This is a genomic window from Nocardia sp. NPDC056564 (genome assembly GCF_042793755.1).
GTDB lineage: Bacteria > Actinomycetota > Actinomycetes > Mycobacteriales > Mycobacteriaceae > Nocardia.
Genome location: NZ_JBHTUR010000009.1, coordinates 185,952 through 197,768, shown reverse-complemented (window position 1 = coordinate 197,768; position 11,817 = coordinate 185,952). Strand labels below are relative to the sequence as shown.

General features: G+C 69.1%; 10 protein-coding genes. 6 read left to right on the top strand and 4 right to left on the bottom strand.

Annotated elements, in window-relative coordinates; translation table 11 throughout:
- Window positions 1–76: 76 nt before the first annotated feature.
- Window positions 77–2,053 carry a glycoside hydrolase gene (locus ACFQ9K_RS23345; protein WP_378720508.1) on the top strand — a complete coding sequence of 659 codons (1,977 nt, stop codon included), beginning with the start codon at window positions 77–79 and terminating at the stop codon, window positions 2,051–2,053.
- Window positions 2,054–2,116: 63 nt separating this feature from the next.
- Here the strand turns inward: ACFQ9K_RS23345 and ACFQ9K_RS23340 are convergent, their stop codons facing one another.
- The 4 genes from ACFQ9K_RS23340 to ACFQ9K_RS23325 all read right to left on the bottom strand — a co-directional run bounded on the left by ACFQ9K_RS23340 (window position 2,117) and on the right by ACFQ9K_RS23325 (window position 7,341).
- Complete coding sequence (locus ACFQ9K_RS23340; protein ID WP_378720509.1) at window positions 2,117–3,382, bottom strand: cytochrome P450; 1,266 nt, start codon at window positions 3,380–3,382, stop codon at window positions 2,117–2,119.
- Window positions 3,383–3,480: 98 nt separating this feature from the next.
- Entirely contained in the window at window positions 3,481–4,860 is a 1,380-nt protein-coding gene (locus tag ACFQ9K_RS23335; protein WP_378720510.1) for an FAD-dependent oxidoreductase, read from the bottom strand.
- A 7-nt stretch (window positions 4,861–4,867) separates the two neighbouring features.
- A complete protein-coding gene (locus tag ACFQ9K_RS23330; protein ID WP_378720511.1) occupies window positions 4,868–6,088 on the bottom strand; it encodes a cytochrome P450 in 1,221 nt (406 codons plus the stop codon).
- Window positions 6,089–6,102: 14 nt separating this feature from the next.
- Window positions 6,103–7,341, bottom strand: a complete 1,239-nt coding sequence (locus ACFQ9K_RS23325) for a cytochrome P450 (RefSeq protein WP_378720513.1) — start codon at window positions 7,339–7,341, stop codon at window positions 6,103–6,105.
- A gap of 233 nt (window positions 7,342–7,574) precedes the next feature.
- Between ACFQ9K_RS23325 and ACFQ9K_RS23320 the strand changes: the two genes are divergently transcribed.
- From ACFQ9K_RS23320 to ACFQ9K_RS23300, 5 genes are read left to right on the top strand one after another with little or no spacing between them, the layout of a single operon-like run.
- Window positions 7,575–9,230: a fatty acyl-AMP ligase gene (locus tag ACFQ9K_RS23320; protein ID WP_378720514.1), complete on the top strand. Its 1,656-nt coding sequence runs from the start codon at window positions 7,575–7,577 to the stop codon at window positions 9,228–9,230.
- Between the two features lie 39 nt (window positions 9,231–9,269).
- Window positions 9,270–10,058, top strand: a complete 789-nt coding sequence (locus ACFQ9K_RS23315; RefSeq protein WP_378720515.1) for a ferritin-like domain-containing protein — start codon at window positions 9,270–9,272, stop codon at window positions 10,056–10,058.
- Between the two features lie 4 nt (window positions 10,059–10,062).
- Window positions 10,063–10,638, top strand: coding sequence for a PaaI family thioesterase (locus ACFQ9K_RS23310; protein WP_378720516.1), 576 nt, complete (start codon window positions 10,063–10,065; stop codon window positions 10,636–10,638).
- A complete protein-coding gene (locus tag ACFQ9K_RS23305) occupies window positions 10,635–10,892 on the top strand; it encodes an acyl carrier protein (RefSeq protein ID WP_378720517.1) in 258 nt (85 codons plus the stop codon). Before ACFQ9K_RS23310 ends, ACFQ9K_RS23305 begins: the two co-directional genes overlap by 4 nt.
- On the top strand, window positions 10,889–11,809 hold the full coding sequence (locus ACFQ9K_RS23300) for an SAM-dependent methyltransferase (RefSeq protein ID WP_378720518.1): 921 nt from the start codon (window positions 10,889–10,891) through the stop codon (window positions 11,807–11,809). Before ACFQ9K_RS23305 ends, ACFQ9K_RS23300 begins: the two co-directional genes overlap by 4 nt.
- Window positions 11,810–11,817 lie beyond the last annotated feature (8 nt).

Genomic DNA, 11,817 nt, shown 5'->3' with positions numbered 1-11,817 from the left:
CGGATCGGGTTCGCGCAGGACCGGGACCCGAGGCGGTCTCATCGAACTCTCATCCGGCCGCGGCACCGTGCCTGGCATGAGACGTCGGAGCAACGAGCGCACCCGCCGCAGGATCGCGGCCGGGGCCACCCTCACCACCGTCGCGCTGCTCGCGGGGCTGGGTATCACCGCATGTGACAGCGACACCGCGCGCGCACGACCCGAGCAGCGCGGAGACCATGTGCTGCTGCCGATCAAGGGTGGTCAGGCAGACGTGGACACGACCTCGCTGGCCGTCACCGGCGTCACCGGCGACGGTGCGCGCATCGCGATGTCCGGCGGTGCGACGGGCGGGCTCGGCGCGGCAGGCCCGATCCGGATCACCGGTGAGCTGGCCACCTGGACCTATCCCGACAAGGGACTGACCGTCACCGCGGACACCGCCGACGGCCGTTTACGCGTCAGCATGCAGAGCGACCGCGACGAGCGGGTGGCCTGGCCGGTGACCGGCACCGATCCGGCCACCGCCGCACTACAACTTCCCCGCGGCGAGGGCCTGTCGCTGCCGGTCGCCGACCCGTTCTGGAACTCCTCCGACGCCGCCCTGGTCGACAATCCGCTCGACCTGACGTCCGGACTGACGATGCCGTTCTGGGGTTACCGCATCGGCGCCCGCGGCGTGAGCTACCTCGCCCCCACCGACATCGGCACCACCCTGACGGTGCAGTCCACCGACGGAAAGCTGCACACCACCGCCGAACACGATTTCGCGGCCAGAGCCGACACCCGCGACTACACCATCACTTTCGCCCTCACCGACGCCTCCCCCGTCGCCGCCGCGAAGGACTACCGCGACTGGCTCATCCAGCACAATCAATTCCGTTCCCTCGCCGACAAGATCCGCGAGAATCCGCCGATCGCCAAGCTGCTCGGCGCATTCCACGCCTACCTCTGGGGCGACGGCCGCACACCCGAGGCCATCCGCACGATGCGAGATCTCGGCCTGAGCCGCATGTGGCTCGGCTACGACGCCGGCGACGACCCGATGACACCCGCGGCGATCGACGCGGCGAAACAGGCCGGATACCTTGTCGGGCCCTACGATTCGTACGACAACGCGCAGGACCCCGCCACCGCCGACAACCCGAGTTCGCGCTGGCCCGGACAGATGTGGCCGACCGGCTGCGTGCACGACGCGAACGGCACGCCGGAGACCGGGTTCGGCGGGCGCGGTTGCTATCTCAGTACGCAAGCGCTGGCCCAGGATCCGCGTCTGCTCGACGACCGCTACGCGAGCATCACCGCCAACGGCGCGAACACCTACTTCCTCGACGTCGACGCGGCGGGCGAGTTCTTCGACGACTACAGCCCCGGCCATCCGATGAACAAGAAGCAGGACCGCGACAACCGCCTCGCCCGCATGCGCAAGCTGGCCGAGGAACGCAAACAGGTGCTCGGTTCCGAGTCGGCGGGCGCGTGGGCGAGCACGGTGCTGGCCTACAGCCACGGCTCTCAGACGCCGGTCTCGGATCTGCTGTGGCAGGCCCAGCGCGACCGGCAAACCTGGGGCGGCTGGGCACCGGCGAACGCGCCGAAGTTCTTCTTCCAGCCCGCCGAACTGCCCGCCGCGGCGGCCAAGGCGATGTTCGATCCGGCTTATCGCGTCCCGCTGTACGAAACGGTGCTGCACGACTCGGTGATCAACCTGGACCGCTGGGAACTCGCGTACTACAAACTGCCGCGCCAGCAGACGATGCGCGCCCTGACCGCCATCCTGAACAACACACCGCTGAACCTGGCGCTGGACCGGCAGCAGCTCACCGAACACGGTGCGGAAATCGCCCGGCTGCAACAGTTTTTCGCGCCGCTGCACGAGGCGGCGGGCACGTTGCCGATGACCGGCTTCCAGTGGCTCACCGATGATCATCTGGTGCAGCGCAGCACGTTCGGCGACAACGCGCTGACGGTCACCGCCAACTTCGGCACGACCGCATCCGGCGACCTACCCGCGGGCTGCGTCGACGCCCGCCTGGCGAAAGACGCCGCCGCACGCCGACTCTGCCCCGGCGACTGACCCGAACACGCGAAAGACCCGGCGCCCCTCCGGCTCCGGGTCCTTCGGCCAGATCCTAGTCGTCTAGGCGGGAGTGAATCGCGTCGGCAACGCCTCCAGCCCGCGAATCACGACATTCGGCTTGTACGGCGGCGTGTCGGTGAGCAGGTCGATGTCCTTCACCTTGCGCAGCAACACCTCCAGGAGGATCTCCATCTCCAGCAGCGCCAGCGGCGCGCCCAGGCAGTAGTGGATGCCGAGGCTGAACCCGAGGTGCTTCTTGGCGGGATTCTTCGGGTCGGCGTAGCGGGCGACGTCGACCCGATCCGAATCGACGTAGGCGTCGTCGTCGCGGTTGGCCGAATTGATCAGCACCACCACGCCTTCCCCGGTCTCGAAGTCGTGGCCGGCCACGGTGATCGGCCGGGTGGCGGCCCTGGTGGTGATCTGCACCGACGGCTCGAGCCGGAGCAGTTCGTCCGGCGCGTAGGCGCACAGGCCGGGACGCGCGCGCAGCGCGGCGATCTGGTCCGGATTGCGCATGAGCTGCAACATGCCGGTGCCGATCAGGTTCGCCGTGGTCTCGTGCCCGGCCACGAAGGTGGTGATGCAGGTGGCCAGCAGCTCCTGTTCGGTGAGCACGTCGCCGCGGTCCTCGACCTGGGACAGCACGCTGAGCAGGTCGTCCTTCGGGTCCACCCGCCGCTCGTTCAGCAGTTCGCGGAAGTAGGTCATGAAGCCGCGCGAACCGGCGCTGCGCGCCTTCAACGCCTCCTCGGGCAGGGTGTAGTCGTGGTCGAAGCCGCGGGCCAGGTCCTGCGACCACCGGTGCACCTGGCCGTAGGCCTCGGCGGGCACGCCGATCAGCTCGCAGGCGATGATCAGCGGCAGCGGGTAGGCGATGGTCTCGATGAGGTCGAATTCGCCTGCCGCGAGGGCATTGTCGATGAGTTGCTCGGTGAGCTGCTCGATGCGCGGGCGCAGCCGGGTCACCATGCGCGGGGTGAAGCCCTTGGTCACCAGGTTGCGCAGCCGGGTGTGGTCCGGCGGCTCCATCCAGAGGAACGAGGTGGGCAGTTCGTCGGCCGCGTTCTCCGGCGACACCGTGGGATGCATCATCGCGGCCTCTTCCGCGTGGCTCCACGCGGTCGTGGACAGCACCGCGACGCAGTCCGCGTAGCGGGTCAGCACGCGGTGGCCGAGCGGGGTCTGGTGCACCGGGCCCGCCTCGCGCAGCACGCGGGCGGGGGTGTACGGGTCGGATCTGCCGTCGGGGCCGAACAGTTGGGCGATCGCGGTCTGTACGGAATCTTGTTCCGCGACAGCCGTGCTCGCGTGCGATGAGTCCATGTCGAGTGGTCCCTCCTGTGCGGTGCACCGGCGATCTGCCGGTGCCGCCGGTCGTTCGGAATGGGTCGGGAGGCGCGGGCCCGCGCCGATGCGGGTCGTTACCTCGTCGGCTCGGTGAGGATCGGGGTGCGGTCGACGGACGGTTGTCCGCCGAAGCCGGGCGGCGCGACGGGTCTGGCGTTGCCGCGCAGCAGGATTCGGCTCGCGATGCGCGGATGCAGCAGCGCGGTAGGTGGCTCGACCAGGTTGGCCACGCGCAGAAAGGTCCGCGCCACCAGCGGATCGACGTGCGCGGCGCGCTGCACGCGGGCCACGTAGGCATTGGTGAGGCGGGTCCGCGGCGTGCGCGGGCCGAGCACGCCGGGATGGCTGAGGTCGGCGCCCGCGGACAGCTGCCAGGCGGCGTCCACCACTTTGCTTGCGGCGGAATAGAACCGGGTGGGCAGGTCGGCTGACTCGGCACCGTCGTGCAGGCAATCGCGCAGCGCCATGACCTGCTGTGCGGCCACCGCCATGCCCTGGGCATACAGCGGGTTGAAGCTGCACAGCGCGTCACCGAGCACCAGGAAGCCTCGCGGCACCGTGCCGAGTCGTTCGAACCTGCGGCGCACCGGCGACCGGAAGCGGTGCGGCACAGCCTCGTCGAGCGGTTCGGAGCTGGTCACGATGTCGTGGATGTCCGGCGAGGAGATGGTGTTCGCGAAGGCCGCGAAGCCGACGGGGTCGGTCGGCGGATGATCGCCGAGCAGGCCGGCCAGGGTGACGTGCCAGCGGTCGCCCTCGACCCGGATCGCCCCGCCGCCACGGCCGTTCGCGCCGGTCGACACGATCACCGACGAGTGCTCGCCCAATTGTCCCGGCGTGCGCCGGAACAGCCGGGACGCGTAGCCGAGATCGACCTCCAGGCGGTCCTCCGCCGGCGCCTGCGCGCCGAGTGCGGTGAGCCACACGGGCGCTCGCGATCCGCGTCCGGTCGCGTCGACCACCAGATCCGTCGCGTGTGCCTGCGTGCCGTACGTGCCGGAGATCGACACGGCCTGCACCTGGTGCGCGTCGCCGATCAACCCACGAGCGGCACCTTCGCACAGCCGAACTCCGGGCGTGGCCAGGGTTCGTTGCCGCAGCACGGCTTCCAGCAGCGGCCTGGTCGCCATCACCGAGGTGAGGCCGGTCGAACTCGGCGCGACCCGCAATCCGCCGACATACCACCGGGTTCCGACGAGCGCCTCCGCGGTGGTCGCGCCACGCTCGGCCATCTCCGAGGTGAACCCCGGGTAGAGCTGTTCGATGATGGTGCGGCCGCGATCGAGCAGCCCGTGCAGATGCCGCGCCTGCGGCACCCCGCGGCGCACGTCCACGCCCTCGACGGTGTCCCGCTCGAAGATGGTGACCTGCGCGAAGTGGTCGGAAAGCACTCGGGCGGCGAGCAATCCGGCGATGCCCGCGCCGAGCACGACCGCGTGCCGAGACTCGGTCATGACGCCCTCACAGCCGCACCGGGAGCGACAGGATCCCCCGGTGGATCAGGCTCGGCTGGTACTCGACGTCCGCGGTCGCGAGCGCCAGATTCGGCGCCTCGTCGAGCAATTGGCCGAGCGCGGCCTCGGCCTCGATCCGGGCCAGCGGCGCGCCGACGCAGTAGTGGATGCCGAGGCTGAAGCCGAGATGCTTGCGGGCGGGGCGGTTTCCGGCGTAGCGGGTGATGTCGAACGTGTCGGCGTCCGGAAAGACCCGATCGTCGCGGCTCGCCGACGCGGTGAGCACGACAACCCCGTCACCGCGCTTGAACCGGTGCTCGCCGACCTCGGTATCGGCCAGCGCGACCCGGATGGTGAACTGGGTCGGCGCGTCGTACCGCAACATCTCCTCGAGCGCGGGCCCCATCAGCGATCGGTCATCGCGCAGCAGCGCAAACTGTTCCGGGTTGCGCAGCAGCGCGAGCATTCCGTTGCCGATCAGATTGATCGAGGTCTCCATGCCGGCGACCAGGGTGAGCAGCGCGATGCCGATCACCTCGGGCTCGGTCAGCTGCCCGTCCACGCTCGCGACGACCAAGGCGCTCAACAGGTCCGGCGTCGGGTTCGCCTTCTTCTGCTGGATCAGCCGGGCGAAGTAGCCCATGCACTCCATCGCCGCTGTGCCGCGCGCGGCCACATCCGCCTCGCCGAGCAGCGAATCCGGATCGCTGCCGCGGGCGATCGCCAGCTGCCACTGCCGGAACAGCGCGGCGTCGGCGGGGTCCGCACCGAGCAGCCGCACCGGGACCATGGCCACCGCCAGCGGCACGGCCAGCCCGTTCAGCACGTCCAGCTCGCCACGGCGCAGGGCCGCCTCGACCAGGTCGTGCACGACCTGCCCGGCCAGCGGCACCAGCTCGGCCATCATCCGCGGCGTGAACGCCTTGGCCACCAGCTTGCGGTAGCGGCCGTGCTCGGGCGGGTCCATCCGGACGAACGAGCCGGGGATCGCGGCGGTGGTGTCGCGGAACGGGCTGATGCCAGCGGCGTACCCGTGACCCCAGTCGTTGCCGGTCAGGATCGCGGCACACTCTTCGTAGCGGGTGATCAAAGTGACCGGCACGTCACCGAATTCGTACGGGAACAGCGGTGCGGCATCGCGCACGCGGCGGTAGGCCGGATACGGGTCGGCCCGTTCGCTCGGTTCGAAGGCGTCGAAGGTGACATCGGTGGGGACTGCGGTGCTCATCGGGGCTCCTGTGCTCATCGGCCGTCCAGCCGGACGCGAAGTTGCGACATGCCGCGCACGACCACGTTCGGCCGATACGGCGGTTCCTCGAGCAAGGTCATGGCCGCGACCCGCTCGGTGATCGCGCGCAGCACCACCTGCATCTCCAGCCGGGCCAGCGGCGCGCCGAGGCAGTAGTGCAGGCCGAGCCCGAAGGACAGGTGCCGCTCCGACTTCCGGCCGCGGGCGTAGCGGGCGATGTCGAAGTGGTCGGCGTCGGGGAAGGCCAGGGGGTCCCGGTTGGCCGAGCCGAAGAGCACGATGACCGCGTCGCCCGGCGCGAAAGTGTGCCCGGAGATGGTGATCTCGGCGTGCGCGGTGCGGGTGGTGAGGTGCACGGGCGCGTCGTAGCGCAGCACCTCGTCCACGGCGGGTTCGCACAGTTCGGGGTAGGCGCGCAGCCGTTCGAACTCGTCCGGGTTGCGGATCAGCGCGAGCACGCCGTTGCCGATCAGGTTCACCGTGGTCTCGTGCCCGGCGACCACGAGGATCAGCAGGGTGCCGAGCAGTTCGTTCGAGGTGAGCCGGGCGCCGGCGTCGTCGGCCTGCACCAGCGCGGTGATCAGGTCTTCGCGCGGGGATTTACGCCGCTGCTCGACCAATTCGCCGAAGAAGTCGCGGAAGGCGTAGACCGCTGCGGTGCGGGCCGCGAGTTCGTCCGGCGACAGCAGCAGGTCCGGATCGAGGCCGCGGGCGATGGCCGTGGAGATCTCACGCACGTGATCGTGCGATTCCGCGGGCACGCCGAGCAGGTCGCAGATCATGGCCAGCGGCAGCGGATAGGCCAGCGCGTCCAGCAGATCGACGTCGCGTTCGGCCAGCATCTTCGCCATCAGGTCGTCGACCAGCCGCTCGGCTCGCTCGCGCATGCCGCTGATGGTGCGCGCGGTGAACGCCTTGCTGACCAGGCCGCGCAGCCGGGTGTGGTCCGGCGGCTCCATCCACAGGAACGAGCCGGGCAGCTCGACATCGCTGTCGCCGTGCAGCAACTGCGGTTCCTCCGCGTGGCTCCAGCGCGGGTCCTGCATGATCGTCTGCGCCTCGTGGTGACGGGTCACCAGGTGCATGTCGTGCGAACCGGGCACGAACGGGCCCGCAGCGCGCAGCGTCGCGTAGCTGGCGTAGGGGTTGTGCCGCAGGTGCGGCGCGACGCTCTCGATGACCGCCAGCTGGACCGGGGTCAATTCCTCGACCGCCGAATGGTCGGAACTCACCGGCAACTCCTGGATAACTGGAAACGGGATAAAATGCGGGAAGCGAAAGCAATTCCGCGGTCCATCGTCGGGGTTCCCGACAGCCGTCAGCGGCGGCGATCACCCGTTCCTATCGCGCCATAGTCGAAATCCTTTATTGTGCACTGCGATTGGTTGATCGCCCTTGTTTATCGAACACCGCAATTCACAATCAGTTCAAGGCACCGTCACAATTCACTGTTGTCGTGGCAGTCATGAATTCTGCGGAATCGGTGGAAACCCTGCACGGCCGCATGGCCGAGATCGCGGCCGGGTATCCCGAGGTGACGGCCACGTTCTGGTCGGTGTCGGAAACCGTGGACTATGCCGAGTTGCACCGGCGCTCCCAGTCGGCCGCTGCGGCATTGGTGCGGCGCGGTGTACCCCGCGGTGAGCCGGTCGGCATCCTGTGCCCGAATGCGCCCGAGTTCCTGATCAGCCTGTTCGGGGTGGCGGCGGCGGGCGGCGCGGCGACTCCGCTGCCGTTGCCTGCCGGTTCGCGGCAGCTGGGCGGATACCCGCAGAAGCTGGCGGCGATCGTCGAGGCGGCCGGCATGCGCACCGTGCTGATGTCGCATCGGTTCGCGGAGCTGGCGGCGATGCTCGGCGAGGCGGTCGACGTCGAATTGGTCGACACCGCAACACTGTTCGCCGAGGGCGACGACGGCGTCGAACTGCCGGTGCTGAGCGCGGACGACCTGGCGATCGTGCAGTTCACTTCGGGCAGCACCGCGACGCCGAAAGGTGTTCGCCTGACGCACCGCAACGTGCTCAGCGGGCTGGCGGCGATCCGCGCCGGCATCGCGCTGGACCTCGCCGACACCGGCGGGTTCTGGCTGCCGCTGTTCCACGACATGGGCCTGTTCGGCACGCTGTCGGCGATCCTGCGCGGCATCCCCGCCCACGTCTGGTCGCCGCTGGCCTTCGTCAAGGACCCGGCCCGCTGGCTGGCCGAATTCGCCGCCAGCGCAACGACGATCACCGCCATGCCGAACTTCGGCTACGAGGCGCTGCTGGCCGCGATCGCGCCGGAGCAGGTGACCGACTACGACCTGAGCAATTGGCGGATCGCGTTCAACGGCTCCGAGCCGATCTCCCGCGACGTAGTCGTGGCGTTCTGCGAGCGGTTCGCGCCCGCGGGTTTCGCGCCGACGACCATGTTCGGGGTGTACGGCATGGCCGAAGCCACCCTGGCCGTCGCCTTCCCGCCGCTGGGCCGGGAGTCGTTGTTCGAGTGGGTCGATCGGGCAGCGCTCTCGGATGCCGCTGAGGCACAACAGGTTTCGCCGAACGCCCCGGGTGCGAAGGCAGTCGCGGGAGTCGGTTCCGCCGTCGATGGCATGCGGGTGCGCATCGTCGACCAGGACGACCACGAACTGCCCGACGGTGCGGTCGGCGAGATCCTCATCCAGGGTCCCTCGGTCACCGACGGCTACCTGAGCGCCCAGCCGGAGACGGTGGCCGGCCTGTTCACCGACGGCTGGCTGCGCACCGGCGATCTCGGATACCTCCGCGCCGGTGAGCTTTTCGTCACCGGGCGGCGCAAGGAGATGATCACCGTGCGCGGCGTGAACTACTACGCCCAGGACGTCGAGGCCGCCGTGCGCGACCTCGACGGCGTCTACAAGGGCCGCTGCACGGCAGCCACCGACCCGGACGGCGCGGACGTGATCGCGCTGATCGCCGAATCCGAACTGACCGGCGCGGACGCCGAGGCGCTCGGCAACCGGATCAAGGCCCAGGTCGCCGCCGAACTGGGCCTGGCCGCCGTCGAGGTGTACCTCGTCGCACCGCGCAGCATCCCCCGAACCAGCAGCGGCAAGCTGCGACGCCTCGCCGCCCGCGACCTCGTTTCCGCCCGAAAGCACTGACCGCCAAGGCACTTCGCACCGATCGAACTGGAGTCACCTGTGCACAGCTATGAAGTCTTCCGCCATTACGAGCGCCTGCATTGGAAGCTGGCCGACCTGGACCTCGACGCCGTCGACCGCTCGCTGGTCCGTCCCGAGTACGTGACGCTGGCCAAGAGCGCGACGATGGGCGAGTCCAATGTGATCGCCGCCGTCCACGGCTTCATGAACGAATTCGTCGACGACTACGACTTCTCCACCTTCGCGGTGGTGTGGGGCTACCAGGAAGTGCAGCACCACTACGCGTTTCGCGCCTGGCTCGGCGCGATCGGCGAGAGCGTGGACGAGAAGGCGGTCGACTCCATGCGCGAGCCGTACGCGCCGGGCAGCACGCCCTCGGCCACGCTGGCCACCAACATCATCTCCGAGCTCACGGTGAACCACATCTACCGCGCGGTGGCGGGCTGGGTGCAGGAGCCGGTGCTGAAGGGGTTGCTGCTCAGCGCGAGTCGTGACGAAGCCGGGCATGCGCGCGAGTTCATCCACTACGCGACCAAGCGACTGGAGAAGCGACCAGAGGAGCTGCCGTCGGTGCTCGAGACGCTCTACGTCTACAGCTCCGAGGCCAAGATCAAGCACCCGGTGAGCACCTTCAAGGCGGGCATCAGCGAACTCGGCGAGCACGAGACCATCGACACCGGGTTCGACCTGTTTCTCGAGGAGGTGGCCGCCGAGGGCGAGCTGGACGTGTTGCACGACAAGGTGCGTCGCACCTTCGCCAACATGACCGGGCTGGACCTGTCCAGCAATGCCAAGGTCCGCCGCGCCCTCGCCGACACGATCGCTTAGCCCGATGGACCACGCCATCGCCGTAGACGACCAGGACGCCACCGTGCAGGTGCCGTGGTCGGTGATCCCGGACTACCACTGCTTCGGCTGCTCGCCGCACAACCCGACCGGGCTGCGGCTGGCGTTCACCCCGCACCCGGACGGCCTGCAGGCCCGGTTCCGGCTCGGGCGCGAGTTCGAGTCCTATCCCGGTGTCGTGCACGGCGGCCTGATCGGGGTGATCTGCGACGAGGTGATGGGCAACCTGATCGTGCTCGCGCGCAACTACCCCGCGTTCACCGTGTCGCAGCGCACCCGGTTCCTCACGCCGCTGCTGGTCGATCACGAATACCGCTGCGTGGCAACGCTGTCCGATCCAGCGCCGGATCGGCCCAGCCAGGCGTCGGCGGAGATCCTGGACGGCAACGGCGCCGTCTGCGCCACCTCCACCGCCGCCTACCAACGGTTCGCGCTCGACGATGTGCGCCACCAACTCACCCTCGGCGACGACGAGGTCGCTGTGCTCGCTGACGCGCTGGCCAAGGCGAATGCCTTCTCCACCACCACCTCCGCCGCCGCTCTGAATGGAGTTCACTCATGACGAATCCCACCGACATCCTGCGTACGGTCACCGAGATCGCCGCCGCCGAAACCGGCATCCCCGCGGCCGAGCTGCTACCCGACGTCGACCTGCGCGGCATGGCCGGGGTCGACTCGGTGCGGGTGCTGCGCATGGTCGCCAAGATCGAGCGCACATATGACATCGAGCTGGAGGACGAAGACGTATTCGGCCTGTCCACCCTCAATGACGTGGTCAAGGTCGTGGATCAGGCACTCCGAGAGGCGGCGGCATGACGGCCATCAACCAGCCGGCAGTCTTCGACGCCGACAGACAGGTCGCGGGCGACCTCGGCGGCACGGTCACCACCGGCGCCGATGTAACAGCCACCGCGGACACCAATCAGCATTACGACCTGGATCCGGATATCTTCGGCCAGTTCCTCGATCCGCTGCGCAAGTACAGCTCCGCGCTCTACACCTCGGACACCGAGACGCTGGAGCAGGCGCAGCGCAACAAGCTGCGCTTCGTCGCCGACCGGCTCGGGCTGCGCGGCGGCGAACGGCTCCTCGATGTCGGGTGCGGCTGGGGCTCGCTGATCCTGTTCATGGCCGAGGAGTTCGGTTGCGACACACTGGGTGTCAGCCCGGCGCCGCGGCAGCACGAGTACATCGCCGAGCAGGCGGTCGCGCGGGGCGTCGCCGAGCGGGTCCATACTCAGGTTGGCCATTTCGAGCGGCTGGAACTCGCGCCGCGCAGCTTCGACGCGGTCACGCTGCTCGGTTCGATCGTGCACATGCCCGATCTCGGCGAGGTCTTCCGCCGGGCCCGCTCCGTGCTGCGTCGTGGTGGCACGCTGTATGTCTCCGAGAGCTGCTTCCGGAATGCCGCCTCGCACAACGCCTTCGACAACAAGGCCGGCACCGAGTTCGTCCGCGAGGACATCTTCGGCTGGGGCGATCTGCGGCCGCTGTCGGATCTGGTCACCGCCGCCGAGGACGCCGGCTTCGCCATCATCGCGGTGGACGACCTGACCGAGCACTACCGCCGCACCATCGACGACTGGATCGCGAACGTGTACGCCTCCGCCGAGCGCATCGACGCGCACGGGCCGGGGCTGGCCGCGAAGCTGCGGCACTATCTGGAGATCGCCAATGCCGGATGGGGCTACACGACCAAGCATTACGCGCTGACCTGCCGTAACGCCCGCTGACGGCCAGG